This window comes from Streptomyces sp. A01 (genome assembly GCF_059026195.1).
Genome location: NZ_JBWLKN010000016.1, coordinates 25868 through 40530, shown reverse-complemented (window position 1 = coordinate 40530; position 14663 = coordinate 25868). Strand labels below are relative to the sequence as shown.

Sequence of the window (14663 nt, the reverse complement as noted above, 5' to 3'; positions counted from 1 at the left end):
GGCTCACGCTTTGACGCTGCCTTCGGCGAGGCCGGTGCGCCAGTACCGCTGGAGTACGCCCATCAGGATCATCAGCGGGACGACGGACAGGAAGGCGCCGCCGACGGTGTACTGGTACAGCTCCGGCGCCCGGTCGGCGTACCCCTGCCAGCCGACCAGCCCCAGCTGGATCGGGTAGAGGTCGGAGTCGTTGAGCATCACCAGAGGCAGGAAGAAGTTATTCCAGATGTGGACGAACTGGAACAGGAACACGGTGACGAGGGCGGGGCTCATCAGCCGCAGCCCGAGCGTCCCGAAGACGCGTGCCTCGCTCGCCCCGTCGATGCGGGCGGCCTCCAGCAGGGAGTCGGGCACGGCGGCCGCCGCGTAGATCCGGCAGAGGTAGACGCCGAAGGGGCTGACGACGCTGGGGATCAGCACGGCCCAGTAGGTGTTGGACAGGCCGAGCTCGCTGAAGAGCAGATAGAGCGGCAGGGCCAGGGCCGTGCCCGGGATCAGCACCCCGGCGAGGATCACGTTGAAGATCGACTCCCGCCCCGGGAAGGGGAACTTGGCCAGCGCGTATCCGGCCGCCGCCGACAGCAGGGTCGCCAGCAGGGCGCCGACGCCCGCGTACAGCAGGCTGTTCAGCAGCCAGGTGACGTAGATGCCGTCGTCGTACGTGAGCACATCGCCCAGGTGGCCGATGGGGTCCGGGTCGGCGAACCAGAAGCCGAAGGTGCCGAAGAGGTCCCCGGTGTTCTTGGTCGCGGAGACGGCGAGCCAGTAGACGGGGACCAGGAAGTAGAGGGCGGCGACGCAGAGCAGGGAGAGGGTGATGACACGGTGCCGCAGCGGCGGTCGCTGGCTCACTTGCCGTCCCTCCCGTCCCGGGCGCCCCGGCCGACGAGTCTGAGGAATCCGAAGGACAGCACGCAGGCGACGAGCGCGAGGAGGACGGCCTCCGCGGCGGCGATGTGCTGGTTGTTGCTGGTGAACGCCTCGTTGTAGGCGTGCAGGTTGGGGGTGTAGCCGGAGTCGATGGAGGTGCCGAGGGGCCGCAGGACCATGGGTTCGGCGAACAGCTGGAGGGTGCCGATGATGCTGAAGACGGTGGTGAGCACGAGCGCGGGCCGGATCAGCGGCAGCTTCACGTGCCGCGCGACCTGCCAGGCGGTCGCCCCGTCGATCCGCGCGGCCTCGTACAGCTCCTCGGGGATCGCCTTGAGCTGGGCGATCAGCACGAGCATGTTGTAGCCGGTGAACTGCCAGGTGACGATGTTGGCGATGGACCACAGGACGGCGTCCCTGGACAGGAAGTCGATGTTCCAGCCGACGGAGTCGGCCATCTCCACCAGCGGGCTGATGCCGGGTACGTAGAGGAAGCCCCACAAGATGGAGGCGATGACGCCGGGAATGCCGTACGGCAGGAAGAACGCGGTCCTGAAGAAGCCGACCCAGCGGGCGGACGCCGCCTCAAGCAGCAGGGCGAGCGCCGTGGCGAACACGATCATCACCGGGATCTGCACGGCCCCGAACAGCAGCACGCGGCCGAAGCCCGCCAGGAAGCGGTCGTCCTCCAGCGCGTGTGTGTAGTTGGCGAAGCCCGCCCAGACCTCACGCGTCTCACCGCCGAGGCCGAGCGGCCCGGTCCGTTCGACCTTCAGCAGGCTCTCGTAGACGGCGTAGCCGATGGGCGCGATGAAGCAGAGCAGGAACAGCGCGAGGAACGGCAGCAGGAAGACGGCGGCCGCACGCGCGTTGCGTGCCTCGGTCCGGGTGTAGCGCTTCACGGTTCGGTGTGCTCCTCTCGCCTGGCGGGTCCGGCTGGGGTCGGTGGGCGGCCACCCGCCCGGCGGCCCGCGTCACCCGCTGGCGGAACCCGGGCCCGGCTCCGCCTTGAGCCCCTTGTCCTTGAGGTCGCTGATGGTCTGGCCCTGCACCTTCTTCAGCACCGAGCGGAAGGAGTCCCCGGAGGAGACGGCCTCCGTGAACGCGTCGCCGAGCCGCTGGTAGAGGGTGTCCACGGCGGGACCCCACTTCCAGCTGGTGTCCACGGCCTTGCCCGCCGCGCTGAACACCTCGCTGTAGTGCTGGCCGCCGAAGAACTCCTTGCGGCCCTCCAGGTCGGCCGTGGAGTAGCCGGTCTTCGCACTCGGGAAGCCATAGCCGCCCTTGATCAGGAGCTTTATGGCCTCGGGGTCGGAGTTGAGCCAGACCGCGAAGGCGAGGGCGTCCTTGGGGTACTTGGTGTCCCTGAACACGGCGGTGGTGGAACCGCCCCAGTTGGCGTGCGCGTTCTCGCCCTTCTTCCACTGCGGCAGCGGTGCGACCCGCCACTTGCCCGACGTCTTGGGCGCGTTGCCGACCAGCAGCGCGTCGCCCCAGCTCGCGCCGAGCCAGGCGGCCATGTCCCCGGTCTGGATGTCCTTGTACCAGGCGTTCTGCCGGTCCGGGATGGTCTTGATCAGCTTCTCGTCGACCAGCCTGCCCCAGTAGTCGGCGACCTTCAGCGACGGGCCGTCGTCGATGGCGACGGTCCAGGTGTCACCGCTGGTGCCGAACCAGCGCGCGCCCGCCTGCCAGGCCAGACCGGCGAAGCGGTTGCCGTTCGTCGTGGAGAACGTCTCGATCCAGGCGCCCTTCTTACGGATCACCTCGGCGGCCTCCGCGTACTCGTCCCAGGTCCGCGGCGTCTCGATGTCCCACTCGCCGAACAGGTCCTGCCGCAGGAACAGCCCCATCGGACCGGAGTCCTGCGGGACGGCGTACACCGACTTCCCGAAGACGGACTGCTGCCACTGCCAGCCGGTGAACTTGGTCTTGTACCGGTCGGCGTCGTACTTCGACAGGTCGGCGAGGCCGTTGTCCAGAAGGAAGCTGGGCACCACCGAGTACTCGATCTGGCCGAGGTCGGGGGCGTCGCCCGCCTTGATCGCGGCGTGCATCTTGGCGTACTGCGCGCCGTTGACGGCCGAGACCTTCTCCAGGTTGATCCGCACTTCGGGGTTCTCGCTGTTCCACAGCGCGACGGGCTTCTCGATGCCGGGCACCCAGGACCAGAAGTTCAGGGTGATCTTCTGGCCCTTCTCGCGCTCGTTGGCCTCGCCGCCGTCGTCGTCATCGTCGCTGCCGCAGCCCGCCAGGGCGAACCCGGCCGCCGCTGCGGCCGCCGTGCCCAAGAGGGTGCGTCGGTCGGGTCCGTACGGGGTCATGTCAGCTCCTCTACGGGAACGCGCCGGAAGGTGATGGTCGAGTAGGCGCTGAAGTCGCCGGTCTCGTAGAGCAGCCCGACGGTGTCGTCGTCCAGCCGGACGAGATCGGAGTACGCGGCGGGCAGCCCGTTCACGGTGTGCGCGAGGCGCCAGGTGACCCCGCCGTCGCGGCTGGCCCGGACCGTCATCAGGGCGCGGAAAGCCGGATCGGCGGGACCGGAGAAGAGCAGGGCCTCCCCGTCCCCTGACGCCCCGGCCTCCAGACACAGCACGCTGCACTCGACGACGGGCGTCACGAGACCGGCCTGCGGGCGGAAAGGCTTGACCAGGGAAGCGCCGCCATCGGCCGAGTAGGCGTCGGCACGGTTGCCGGGCGAGGTGGCGTCGTTGCGGGTGTTGAAGTAGATCCGGCCGTCGGGGAGTTCGGCGGCGGTCGTCTCGTTGACGTTGACGTAACCATTCGGGTTGTCGTCCACGTAGCCGATCCGCCAGGTCCGCCCGCCGTCGTCGCTGAGCAGGTCGTGGCCGCCGTTGTACGCGCCCTCGGTGCCGTTGTCGGACCCGGTCGGCGGCAGCGAGTGGTTGGCCGGGACCACGATCCGCCCGGCGTGCGGGCCGTGCCGCAGCTGGATCGCGTGCCCGGGGGTCGTGGCGTACCAGCGCCACTCAGGGCGCTTGGCGCTCTTGGTGATCTCACGCGGCGGGGACCAGGCCGCGCCGTCGTCGTCGCTGTGCTGCACCCACACCCGCCGTCCTTCGACGGCGGGAACCAGGCCGCGCCGGATGCGGTCCTCGGTGGCGGTGGCGGCGTTCCGTACGTGGACGAGGAGGACGCGGCCGCTGTCGGTGACCACGGGGGCCGGGTTGCCCGCCGTGCCGGAGCCGTTCTGCCCGACGACCCGCAGCGGCCCCCAGGTCCGCCCGCCGTCGGCCGAACGTCTGAGGACCAGGTCGATATCGCCCGCGTCGGAGGACGAGCCCACCCGCCCCTCGGCGAAGGCGAGCACCGTGCCGTTCTCGGTGACGACCACCGCCGGAATCCGGTAACTGGCGTATCCGCCGGTGCCCGCCCGGAAGGGAACGGACACCTCGTACGCCGCCATGCCACTTGCCATCAGACCCTCCCGATGCCCCATTGCAATCGAGCGCCAACGACAGGACGTAGGACGTCCCTTGTGTGCGGTGACCATAGGGATCACCTAACAGAGCGTCAAGACACGGCACATGAACAGTTGGCGACGCGGCCCCGGGGACTCCGTCGAACGATGCAGTCGGCAGGCCGCCGGTCTCCTGCCACGGGGCGAGGAATCGGGCCCGTGGCGCGCCTACCGTGAACAGTGCGACGGCCGAGACCCACTCCGGCCCCGGGCGCCTCGCCACCCCCTCACAACCCACGTGGGCGGCCGCGTGGCCAGAGCCCGGGACGGGTGGCTCACGGCGCCGACGCGACGGACGCGGCGCACCCCCCACGGAAAGGACGGTCGCAGTGGCGGCAGCCCGGAAGCAGTACCTCGAAGGAACCGCGACCGCAGTGGTCGGACTCGGCTTGTGGCTGTTCGCGGGGGACGTGGACATCTCCGTCTTCACGCTGACGAAGATCGGCTCGGTGATGATGTGCTTCGGTGCGGTGCAGATACTCTTCGGCACTTATCTGGTGGTGGCGGGGCGCCAGCGGCGGTGAGCGCGCCCGCGGGGCGGGCACCCCGGCCCGCCCAGGCGCGCCCACGCGCCCGCCCGGAGAAGCCCTCCCGAAGGGCGGCCAGGTGTGTACGGGCAGAGCCCGCCCTCGGAGCCCACTTGGGTGAGCCGCTCCGGACTCGCCCCCATCCGGCGCGGGGCCACGGCAGGATGCCGCCCATGGACGCCGTCAGGGTCGCGCTGCTCCGCGAAGTGCTCGCCGGAACCGAGTGGTCGCGGACCACCCGCAGCTTCGCGCAGTCGCTGCGCGCGTCGGTGACACCGCACGGCGGCGGACTGCTGCTGGTGGGGACGGAGGAGTACGAGCCCTGGCACCTGGCGGCGCACCTGGACGACGAGGCGGCCTGGTCGGCGCTGCCCGAGCTGTCCCCCACGCTGCTGCGCCACCGGCTGCCCGGCACGGCCGGGGACGGAGCGACCGGGCAGGGAGCGGCCGGGCACGGGGCGGCCGGGCACGGGGCGGACAGCGGCCCTCCCGGGGCGGCGGACGGGGCGCGGGCGCCCCGTCGGCCTCCGCCGCATCTGTCGGTGGGGCTCGGCAGGCTGGCGGCGGCGCGGCGCGGCGAGACGCTGCTGGTCGTCGCCCCCGGCCGGCCGGGGGAAGGGCTGCTGGAGCGGGTGCACGACGCGCGCCGTGGCGGGGTGGCGGTGTTCGCCCTCGACGGCGCCCCCGAGGGCACGAACACGGAGCTGCGCGCCCTCGCGCACGACATGCTCGCCGCGCCCCCAGGCGCCGGGGCGGCGGAGCCGGGCCGGGCTGTGAACCCGGCGGCGGACCAGGGGCTCGCCGTCCCCCCGCCCTCCGGCCTCGGTGCCGACCCGGGTCCGGGCCTCGATATCGTCCAGCATCTGGTCAGCGCGGCGGCCGGGGAGAACAGCGAGCCCGCGCGGCGCGGCCGCCGCACGTTCAGGGACCGACTGGCCAGGCTGGCCGAAGACCTCACGGCGCCACCGCCTCCACGCTGGTGACCGGGCGGAAGGCGACCGGGCCCGCACGATATTCGGTTGCTCCCCTCCGACGGGCGACCGACGATGACTTTTTGTGACCGACCGAGAACCCCCCGCTGCGGGAGAACCCGAGGCGCCCCACTCCCCCGGGGCCGCACCCGCGAAAGGGCGCGGTGCGCGGGCCTTCCTGCCCGACCTCTCCCCCTGGCACTCCTCACCCGACTTCCGGCGGCTGTGGGTCGCCGGGCTTGTGACCTCCTTCGGCAGCTTCCTGACGCTCGTGGCGCTGCCGCTGCAGATCAAGGAGCTGACAGGGTCGGCGTTCGCCGTCGGTGCGATCGGCGCGGTGGAACTGGTGCCGCTGATCGTGTTCGGGCTGTACGGCGGGGCCCTCGCCGACGCCGTGGACCGCCGCAAGCTGATCCTCCTGACGGAGCTCGGCCTGGGCGTGCTGGCCGCCCTGCTGCTGATCAACAGCATGCTGCCCGATCCCCTGCTGTGGCCGCTGTACGTGGTCGCCGCGCTGACCAGCGCGCTGACCGGGTTGCAGCGGCCCGCCATCGACGCGGTGGTGGCCCGCATCGTGCCGCACGACCAGCTCACGGCGGCCGCCGCGCTGAACTCGATGCGCTGGCAGCTGTCGGCCATCGCCGGCCCCTCGCTGGCGGGCGTCATCGTCGCGTACGCCGGGCTCCCCGTCGCCTACGGGCTCGACCTGCTGACCTTCGCCGCCTCCGTGCTGCTGGCGCTGGGGCTGACCCCGGCCCCGGCCGCCCATGACGCCGAGCGCCCTTCGCTGGCCGCCATCATGGAGGGCGCGCGCTACGCGTGGCGGCGCAAGGAGCTGCTGGGGACGTACGCGGTGGACATGGCCGCGATGTTCTTCGCCTTCCCGAACGCGATCTTCCCCTTCCTCGCCGACGACCTGGACGCGCCGTGGGCGCTGGGCCTGATGTACGCGGCGGGCTCGGTCGGGTCGATCGTCGTCAGCGCGACCAGCGGCTGGACATCGCGCGTCCACCGGCACGGCCGGATGGTGGTCCTCGGCGCGGCGCTGTGGGGGCTGGCGATGGCGGCGGCCGGGTGGCTGCCGAACATCTGGCTGGTACTGCTGTGCCTGGCGGTCGCCGGGGGCGCCGACATGGTCAGCGGGCTGTTCCGCTCCACGCTGTGGAACCAGACCATCCCCGACGAGCTGCGGGGACGGCTGGCGGGCATAGAGCTCCTGTCGTACGCGACGGGGCCGCAGCTGGGACAGGTACGGGCGGGAACGATGGCGGGGATGACCAGCGTCCGCGCCTCGGTGTGGTCGGGCGGCCTGGCCTGCGTCGCGTCGGTGGGGCTGCTGGCCATCGCGCTGCCCAAGCTCATGGCGTACGACGCCAGGACCGACGCCAACGCGCGTGACATGCGGGCCAGACGCGAGGCACGGGCGGGCCAGGCGAGCTGACCTCGCGGGGGACCTGAAGGTGACGGGCGGGCGGAGCCGCCGAGGCCGGAGGACGGCGGCACGGCCACTCGTCCGGGGACCGGCCATATGGGTCATATGGGTGACGCGTGCCCCCATCGGTCCATTCCCCGCAACCGCTCGCCGCCACGGGAGTTAGTCGCAGTGCCGACATCCGCGCGGCAATCCCCGTTGTGAAAGGTCAATCGCATGAACGCCAAGAAGGCCCTCGTCGGCTCGCTCCTGACAATCGCCGCCACCGGCTTGGCCGCCTCCCCCGCGGTCGCCGTGGACAACGGCGCGCCGGACTTCCACACGAACATCGCTCCCATCGATGACATCTGCCTGACCGCGCAGGACATCGACGTCATCGTCATCGTGGAGCTGCTGGACGAGGCCCGCACCAACCAGTGCAACGACGTCAAGGACCAGGCCGCACAGGTGGACAACTCGGAAGCTCCCTCGCTGCCCCTGGCAGTCGCCGGCACCAGTGACTCCTGATCACAGCCGTCGCGGTACCGGGCGTCCCTGACGCGGCAGCCCCGCCGGGGAGGGCCGGCGGTGCCCTCCCCGGCGGGGCTGCCACCGGGGAGCCGGGGCCCGGCCACCGCGCCCCGGTCCTCGGCCCACGCACAGCACGCGCCGGGGCCGCTCACGTCCGGCGCGCACCGGCTCTGCCCGGTGCGCGCCGGGCGCTACGCCTCGTCCCCGGCGCTGCCGGACGGGGCGCCGCCGGTGTCCTTCCAGCGCGCGTCCTCGCGCCATTCCCGGTTCCGCTCAGCCGCCCGCTCCATCGCGTGCCCGGCCTCCTCGCGGGAGGCGTAAGGCCCCATGCGGTCGGCCGCGCGGCACTCGGGCCCTTCCTCCACCCGCTGGTGCTGGAGGCAGTAGAACCACTCACCGGGCTTGCCCGTCGTACGCCTCTTGAACAGCGCCATCCCGGCCTCTCCTGTCGTCGCTGACGTGTGCTGGCTCACTTGCCGCCATCGTGCCCGATGTGTCGTGGATACACTCGCTGGCATGTCTGGCCAGTCACTTCTTGTCCCGGGGCAGCTCTCCCCCGCCCGCAACGTCCCCGCTTCCATCCCGCGGCCCGAGTATGTCGGCAAGGACGCTCCGACGCCGTACACGGGGCCGGAGGTCCAGGACGCCGACACGATCGAGCGCATGCGGATCGCCGGGCGCGTCGCCGCGCAGGCCATGGAGGAAGCGGCGCGGCACATCGCCCCCGGCGTGACGACCGACGAACTCGACCGGGTCGCCCACGAGTTCATGTGCGACCACGGCGCCTACCCCTCGACGCTCGGCTACCGGCGCTACCCCAAGTCGCTGTGCTCCTCGGTCAACGAGGTGATCTGCCACGGCATCCCCGACTCGACCGTGCTCCGCGACGGCGACATCGTCAACCTCGACGTCACCGCGTTCATCGGCGGCGTACACGGCGACAACAACGCCACCTACCTGTGCGGCGAGGTGGACGAGGAGTCCCGGCTGCTGGTGGAGCGCACCCGCGAGTCGCTGAACCGCGCCATCAAGGCGGTCAAGCCCGGCCGTCAGATCAACATCATCGGCAGGGTCATCGAGTCGTACGCGAAGCGGTTCGGCTACGGGGTCGTCCGCGACTTCACCGGGCACGGCATCAGCACGGCGTTCCACTCGGGCCTGATCGTCCCGCACTACGACAGCCCGCACCACACGACCGAGATCAAGACGGGCATGACGTTCACGATCGAGCCGATGCTGACGCTGGGGACCTACGAGTACGACATGTGGGAGGACGGCTGGACCGTCGTCACCAAGGACCGCAAGCGCACGGCGCAGTTCGAGCACACGCTCGTGGTGACCGACACCGGGGCGGAGATCCTCACCCTGCCGTAGCCCGTGTCCGGCGGATCACGCTGAGTCCCTTACCGCCGCACCCGCCGCACCCCTTTTCCTGCCGAACACCCACCCAGCACCACCCAGCGCTGCCCGGTGCCGCTGAAAGTCGCCGGGTACGGGCCGTCGCGGTAAGGTTTTACCGACAGTACGTCGGGAACTAATTGACTTAGGTAAGCCTAAGTAGACAGAATTGAGGGGCAGTGGCGCCGACCTCGGGCGCCGCCTCCGCTCGTCCCTGCCCGTTCCCGTCCCCTCGGTCCCCGGAGGTCCGCCTTGGACGCCGCATCCGCCCCCGTCCCGTTCTCCACGCTGATCCGCACCGCCTCCCACGCGCAGCACGTGGAGGCCGAGACCTCAGCCTTCATGAGCGCGATGCTGGGCGGAAAGCTCGGTGTCGGCGCCTATCAGCGCTACACCGAACAGCTGTGGTTCGTCTACCGGAGCCTGGAGGCCGCCTCCGAGCGGCTCACCGGGGACCCGGTCGCCGGCCCCTTCATCCAGCCCGAGCTGGCCCGCACCGCCGAGCTGGAGCGCGACCTGGCCCACCTGGGCGGCCCGTCCTGGCGCACCGGCCTGGAGCCGCTGCCCGCCACGGCGGCGTACGCGGCGCGCGTCGAGGAGTGCGCACGGGACTGGCCCGCCGGTTTCGTCGCCCACCACTACACCCGCTACCTCGGCGACCTCTCCGGCGGTCAGATCATCCGCGACACGGCGGAGAAGACGTGGGGCTTCGCGCGCAAGGGCGACGGCGTCCGGTTCTACGTGTTCACCGGCATCGGCAACCCCGCCACGTTCAAGCGGGAGTACCGCGCGCTGCTCGACGCCCTGCCGGTGGACGACCTGGAGAAGCAGCGCGTGGTCGACGAGTGCAAGCAGGCGTTCGCGCTGAACACGGCCGTGTTCCAGGAACTCGGCGAGCACTTCGGCACCGACCACAGGGGTCCACTGAGCGCCTGAGCCGCTGGTCCGCGCCCCGGGGGCCACTGAGCCGCCTCCGGGGCGGAGGGAGCCCCTGTCCGTGTGACGCGGACTGCGGGTGCGTCATAGCTGATCGCGCAGTTCCGCGCGCCCCTGACGGGGCACACCTCTTTCGCTGTGCCAAGGCCGCTTCCCCCGGACGCCCGCTAGGCGCTTCGAAAGCCCCGGAAGACGCCGTCGGCCGAGGCGGAGTCGGCGAACTCGAAGAAGTCCATGTTGGCGATCGAGAGGTTGCACTCCAGGTCGCAGAGCATGGTCGCGATGATGCGCGTCTCGCGACCGCGATCGTGCCACAGGTCGATGGCGAGCAGCGGCATCTCCGCCGAGGCCATGGCGGTCTTGTCGACCACGACGAGCAGCGAGTGATCGTGCCCCTCGGGCAGCAGGTCCAGGATCTGCGCGGGCGTCAGACCGTCATAGGCCGAGTCGTCGATGAACTCCAGGTCGGGTATGTAGTCTTCACCGCCGCCTGAGGAGATCGCCGCGCGGACCGCCTCCCAGGCCTCTTGCTGGGAGTAGTCGGTGCGCACCAGGAACGGAGCGGCGGCATCCGGCAGTTTGTTCATCGACGAGCCTTTCCTCACAGCGACAGTCGCGCCCTTGTCCGGACCGTGTGGCCGCCAAGCCGCACGGTCCCACTGGCGACTTCACCGTAGACGCCACCTCTGACAACGGCCCGCAGACGGGGTGGAAAAGCGCCCGCGCCCACCGGTGGACGGACCGGTGAACGCGGGCGCGGCGTGGGGGTGGTGCGGCAACGCCCTTGCGACGGACGGGCGTTGGTCTCGCGCCGGAACCAGAGGTGGAACCGGAACCGGAACCGGAACGGAGCTGGAGCCCGGACCGGAGCGCGCGGAGCGGTCAGGACCGGGCGCGCTCCGGCCGGAGTCGTGCGGGGCGCCTGCCCTACGCGCCGGACACGCCGGTCACACCGGCCGCGCGGCGGCGTACGGCGTACGTGGCGGCGGCACCTCCGACGACGAGCGCGCCCGCCGCGCCCAGCAGGGCGCCGACGGGGGTGCCGGAACCCGTGGCGGCCAGCGAGCCGCCGCCGGTCGTGTCGCCCCCGGTGACCCCGCCGCTGCCGCCGTACGCGCTGGAGTCGCTGTCCGTGCCCGCTCCCGCCTCCGGTCCTGAACCGGTGGAACCGGAACCCGAACCGGAGGGCAGTATCGCGTTCTTGTCGAGCGATACGGCCAGGGTGACCGGGTCGAGCGCGTCACCCGGCTCGTAGAAGCCGCCGAACGCCTTCGCGCCGCCCTTGGTCAGCTTGGCGGGGACGGCCTTGAGCGAGACCACCTTGTTCTTCGCGGTGAGCGCGCCCGCGGACAGCTTCAGGTCGGCGACGGCCTGATCGCCCGTCGTGGTGACCTTGCCGCTGTCCTTGTCCTTGGAGGAGACGTCAGCGACCAGCGTGCCCGCGGTGCCCTTCGCCTTCACCTTGAGGTCGCTGAACTTCAGGTCGAGCTTGCCCTGGTGGCCGGTGAACCGGACCGCTCCGGCGAACTTCGCGTCGAGGGACTTCTGGGCGCCGTCGTAGGAGCCCGTGCCCCGGGGGAAGCGATAGGCGTCGGCGCGCTGCGTGGCACCACCGGAGAGCGTGACCTTGCCGTTCGCGATCGGGCCGGTGACGTACTTCCGGAACTTCGCCTTCACGCCCCAGTCGAGGGTGCCGGTGACGATCCCGCCCTTCCCGGCGGGCGGCGTTGAGGGCTTGGCGGTCGGCTTGGCCGTCGGCTTGGTGGTGGGCTTGGCAGTCGGCTTGTCTGTCGGCTTGCCGGTGGGCTTGCTCGTGGGCTTGGTGGTCGGCTTGCCCGTGGGGTCGGTCGGAGGCGGGGTGGTCGGGTCGGGCTTGACCGGGCCGCCCGGCGTCACGGCCAGGGTGGCCGGGTCGAGCGCCTGGCCCTCCTCGTACATGCCGCTGAACGCCTTCGATCCGTCGGCCGTCAGCTTCGTGGGGATGTCGGCGAAGGTCATCGCGCCGCCCTCGCCCCTGCCCGGCTCGATGCCGGTCAGGTCGAGGGTGGCGAGGGCGACATCGTCGCGGTCGGTGACCTTGCCGGTGTCCTTGTCCTTCGCCGAGACGTCGGCGGTGATGGAGCCCTTGGTCTTCTCGGTACTGACCTTCAGGTCGCTCAGCTTGAGGTCGAGTGCCCCGTGGTGGCCGGTGAAGCGCACGCTGCCCTTGAAGGCGGTGGCTACGGCGTGGGTGCCGGTGTCGTAGCTGCCCTTGCCGTCGGTGAACGTGAACGGGCCGTTGCCGGGCGCCTGCTTGGCCCCGTCGGCGACGGTGATCTCACCACCGGCTATCGGCCCCTTGACGTACTTGCGGAACCCCTCCTTCACGCCCCAGTCGAGGGTGCCGTTCTTCAGCTCCAGCTTCGGCGGCGGCCCGTCCGCCCTCGCCGCGCCATCGGTGGCGGCGGTGGCGGGCAGGCTCAGCGCGGCGGCGCTGAACGCGGCGGCGGTGGCGATGGCGGCGACGCGGGCGACGGTGGTACGCCGCGCTCTGCGGGGCACGGACGGGGTGACGGACATCGGCAGGACTCTCCTTGCTGGTCGACGCGTTGAGGCTCACCACTGGTGGCGCGGTCAGACTCGACGCTTGGCGTGCGGTGCGGTGCGGTGCGGCTGGCGTAGTGCGGCGTGGGTGGCGGAGTGCGGTGTGGGTGCGCGGCGTTCCGCGCCTGGCGGCCCTTGCCCGCCGCTGTACGGCGCGGGCTCGGTGGCGTGCGGGGGGGCGGTCAGTCGTCGGGAGACGCCTCGCCGGGCGCCGTCCCGCCTGAGGCGGCGCCCGGGGTCGAGGCGGTGGCGGTGCCGGTGCGGCGCTTCCGGAGGGCGAGGAAGACGGCGGCGCCCGCCACGAGCACTCCAACCCCGGCGGCCATCCACGGCATCGCCGACGAGGAGCTGGTGGAATCGCCGGAGTCATCGGACCGGGCGGAGTCAGCGGCATCGGCGGCAGGCGCGGCGGAACGCCCGTCCCCCGCCTTCGCGTTCGGCTCGCTGCCCAGGTCGGGCAGCGGCGGCAGCGCGGCCTGTTCGTCTACGGCGACGGCGAGCGAGACCGGGTCCATGGCGGTCCCCGCCCGATACATCCCGTTGAACGCCGTGGCGCCTTCCTTCGTCAGCTTCGTCGGCGCCTCCGGCACGGAGACCAGACCCTTCTTGGGGCGCGGGTCCTTCAGCCCCTTCGCCGCGAAGGTGGCGAGTGGCACCTCCCTGCTGGTGGTCTTCCCGGTCGTCACGTCCGCCGAGAGGGTGCCCTTGCCGTCGGCGACCCGGACGGAGACGCCGCTCAGCGCGAGGTCGAGATCCTTGCCGGTGAAGCGCGTCTGCCCGGCGAAGGTCGCCTCAAGGCGGCCCGTGCGCTGGTCGTAGCCGCCCTTGCCGCGCGGGAAGCGGAAGAGCGCGCCACCGTCCTCGGCGCCATCGGAGAGCTTCCAGCGGCCGTCCGCGATGGGCCCGGTGACGTACTCCCGGAAGGTGCGGCGCACGCCCCAGTCGACGGCGGCGTCCTCGATCGCCCCGTTGGACTTCGTCCGCCGCTTCTCCGCGTCCTCTCCGCGACCGCCGTCCTCGCCGTCCTGCCGCGAGCCCGAGCCCGGCTCGTTCTTCTCTCCGCTGTTCTCGCCGCTGTTCTCGCCGCCGCGCTTGATGTCGGCGGACAGGCTCACCGGGTCCAGGGCGGTCCCGGCCGTGTAGTAGCCGGCGAACGCCTGGGCGCCGCGTTCGGTGAGCTTCGCGGGGACGGAGTCGAGGACGACGGCGGTGCCGCCGCCCCGCATGTTCACCCGGGACAGGTCGAGGGAGGCGAGCGGTACCTGGCTGGTCGTGGTGACCTTTCCGCTTCCCTTGGCCTTGCTGACCATGTCGGCGTAGAGGGTGCCGCTGCCGCCGCCCGGCGTGCGGACGGTCAACCGGCTCAAGGTGAGGTCGAGTTCGTACGCGCCGTTCGTCTTGCGGTGGCCGGCGAAGCGCACCCCGCCGGAGAACGCGGCGCTGAACGCGCCGCTGCCCGGATCGTAGGAGCCCTGCGCGGAGTGGAAGCGGAACTGGCTCTCCCCCACCGTCGCCGCACCGCCGCGCAGGCTCCAACCGCCCTGGGCGATCGGCCCGGTCACATAGCTCTGAAAGGAGGACTTGACGCCCCAGTCGAGCCGCCCGCCGGAGACCGTACGGTCCGCCGCGTGCGCGACGGTGCCGGGCGACAGCGCCGCGAGCAGCCCGGCGAGCAGCGCGAGCGCGCAGGCACGGGTTGGTCTGACTGGCAGCATCGGTGCCCCTCCCGGTACATAGCAATGAAGGTAAGGCTAACCTAAGCTATAGCTCGGTCGGGCGGAACCCCGGGCCGACAGGGCGACCCGGCGCCACAGCGGCCGGCCGCCGGGACAGCGGAACAGCGGAACAGCCAAGCCCCGGGGCTCCAAGGCCCTGAAGCAGCACGGCTCCAGAGCAGCAGGACAGCACGACATCAGGACAGCAGGACAGCAGGACAGCAGGACAGCAGGACTCCG

General features: G+C 71.5%; 14 protein-coding genes. 6 read left to right on the top strand and 8 right to left on the bottom strand.

Annotated features, from left to right (window positions below; all coding sequences use genetic code 11):
• Positions 1-3 precede the first annotated feature (3 nt).
• The 4 genes from AC5P1B_RS21980 to AC5P1B_RS21965 form a co-directional block, all read right to left on the bottom strand.
• The gene (locus tag AC5P1B_RS21980; RefSeq protein WP_493889055.1) at positions 4-852 is read right to left on the bottom strand and encodes a carbohydrate ABC transporter permease; all 849 of its coding nucleotides are present in this window, start codon (positions 850-852) and stop codon (positions 4-6) included.
• Positions 849-1772, bottom strand: a complete 924-nt coding sequence (locus tag AC5P1B_RS21975) for a carbohydrate ABC transporter permease (RefSeq protein ID WP_493889054.1) — start codon at positions 1770-1772, stop codon at positions 849-851. The genes AC5P1B_RS21980 and AC5P1B_RS21975 overlap by 4 nt, the downstream gene beginning before the upstream one ends.
• A gap of 72 nt (positions 1773-1844) precedes the next feature.
• Complete coding sequence (locus AC5P1B_RS21970; RefSeq protein WP_493889053.1) at positions 1845-3194, bottom strand: ABC transporter substrate-binding protein; 1350 nt, start codon at positions 3192-3194, stop codon at positions 1845-1847.
• Positions 3191-4309: a sialidase family protein gene (locus tag AC5P1B_RS21965; RefSeq protein WP_493889052.1), complete on the bottom strand. Its 1119-nt coding sequence runs from the start codon at positions 4307-4309 to the stop codon at positions 3191-3193. Before AC5P1B_RS21965 ends, AC5P1B_RS21970 begins: the two co-directional genes overlap by 4 nt.
• A gap of 371 nt (positions 4310-4680) precedes the next feature.
• On the opposite strand from AC5P1B_RS21965, the gene AC5P1B_RS21960 reads away from it, so the two are divergent.
• The 4 genes from AC5P1B_RS21960 (at position 4681) to AC5P1B_RS21945 (ending at position 7788) form a co-directional block, all read left to right on the top strand.
• The gene (locus AC5P1B_RS21960) at positions 4681-4875 is read left to right on the top strand and encodes a DUF5708 family protein (protein ID WP_493889051.1); all 195 of its coding nucleotides are present in this window, start codon (positions 4681-4683) and stop codon (positions 4873-4875) included.
• 176 nt (positions 4876-5051) lie between these two features.
• Positions 5052-5861 (top strand): hypothetical protein, encoded by an 810-nt coding sequence (locus tag AC5P1B_RS21955; protein WP_493889050.1) that lies wholly within the window; start codon positions 5052-5054, stop codon positions 5859-5861.
• Between the two features lie 73 nt (positions 5862-5934).
• Positions 5935-7290: an MFS transporter gene (locus AC5P1B_RS21950; protein ID WP_493889049.1), complete on the top strand. Its 1356-nt coding sequence runs from the start codon at positions 5935-5937 to the stop codon at positions 7288-7290.
• A 207-nt stretch (positions 7291-7497) separates the two neighbouring features.
• Positions 7498-7788, top strand: coding sequence for a hypothetical protein (locus AC5P1B_RS21945; protein WP_493889048.1), 291 nt, complete (start codon positions 7498-7500; stop codon positions 7786-7788).
• 194 nt (positions 7789-7982) lie between these two features.
• Here AC5P1B_RS21945 and AC5P1B_RS21940 read toward each other — a convergent pair whose 3' ends face one another.
• The gene (locus AC5P1B_RS21940) at positions 7983-8225 is read right to left on the bottom strand and encodes a hypothetical protein (protein ID WP_493889207.1); all 243 of its coding nucleotides are present in this window, start codon (positions 8223-8225) and stop codon (positions 7983-7985) included.
• 82 nt (positions 8226-8307) lie between these two features.
• Here AC5P1B_RS21940 and map point away from each other — a divergent pair, with 82 nt between their 5' ends.
• The gene (gene map / locus AC5P1B_RS21935; protein WP_493889046.1) at positions 8308-9165 is read left to right on the top strand and encodes a type I methionyl aminopeptidase; all 858 of its coding nucleotides are present in this window, start codon (positions 8308-8310) and stop codon (positions 9163-9165) included.
• A gap of 276 nt (positions 9166-9441) precedes the next feature.
• The gene (locus AC5P1B_RS21930; RefSeq protein ID WP_493889044.1) at positions 9442-10125 is read left to right on the top strand and encodes a biliverdin-producing heme oxygenase; all 684 of its coding nucleotides are present in this window, start codon (positions 9442-9444) and stop codon (positions 10123-10125) included.
• Between the two features lie 167 nt (positions 10126-10292).
• Here the strand turns inward: AC5P1B_RS21930 and AC5P1B_RS21925 are convergent, their stop codons facing one another.
• From AC5P1B_RS21925 to AC5P1B_RS21915, 3 genes are all read right to left on the bottom strand, one after another.
• A complete protein-coding gene (locus tag AC5P1B_RS21925) occupies positions 10293-10712 on the bottom strand; it encodes a DUF6924 domain-containing protein (RefSeq protein WP_493889043.1) in 420 nt (139 codons plus the stop codon).
• Positions 10713-11052: 340 nt separating this feature from the next.
• A complete protein-coding gene (locus AC5P1B_RS21920; protein WP_493889042.1) occupies positions 11053-12684 on the bottom strand; it encodes an HtaA domain-containing protein in 1632 nt (543 codons plus the stop codon).
• Positions 12685-12890: 206 nt separating this feature from the next.
• On the bottom strand, positions 12891-14423 hold the full coding sequence (locus AC5P1B_RS21915) for an HtaA domain-containing protein (protein ID WP_493889040.1): 1533 nt from the start codon (positions 14421-14423) through the stop codon (positions 12891-12893).
• Between the last annotated feature and the right edge of the window lie 240 nt (positions 14424-14663).

What these genes read in the sequence shown, in the direction of transcription:
- AC5P1B_RS21970 (WP_493889053.1), bottom strand. Translation starts at nt 3,194, where the DNA reads ATGACCCCGTACGGACCCGACCGACGCACCCTCTTGGGCACGGCGGCC.
- AC5P1B_RS21965 (WP_493889052.1), bottom strand. Translation starts at nt 4,309, where the DNA reads ATGGCAAGTGGCATGGCGGCGTACGAGGTGTCCGTTCCCTTCCGGGCG.
- AC5P1B_RS21955 (WP_493889050.1), top strand. Translation starts at nt 5,052, where the DNA reads ATGGACGCCGTCAGGGTCGCGCTGCTCCGCGAAGTGCTCGCCGGAACC.
- AC5P1B_RS21945 (WP_493889048.1), top strand. Translation starts at nt 7,498, where the DNA reads ATGAACGCCAAGAAGGCCCTCGTCGGCTCGCTCCTGACAATCGCCGCC.
- AC5P1B_RS21940 (WP_493889207.1), bottom strand. Translation starts at nt 8,225, where the DNA reads ATGGCGCTGTTCAAGAGGCGTACGACGGGCAAGCCCGGTGAGTGGTTC.
- map (WP_493889046.1), top strand. Translation starts at nt 8,308, where the DNA reads ATGTCTGGCCAGTCACTTCTTGTCCCGGGGCAGCTCTCCCCCGCCCGC.
- AC5P1B_RS21925 (WP_493889043.1), bottom strand. Translation starts at nt 10,712, where the DNA reads ATGAACAAACTGCCGGATGCCGCCGCTCCGTTCCTGGTGCGCACCGAC.
- AC5P1B_RS21920 (WP_493889042.1), bottom strand. Translation starts at nt 12,684, where the DNA reads ATGTCCGTCACCCCGTCCGTGCCCCGCAGAGCGCGGCGTACCACCGTC.
- AC5P1B_RS21915 (WP_493889040.1), bottom strand. Translation starts at nt 14,423, where the DNA reads ATGCTGCCAGTCAGACCAACCCGTGCCTGCGCGCTCGCGCTGCTCGCC.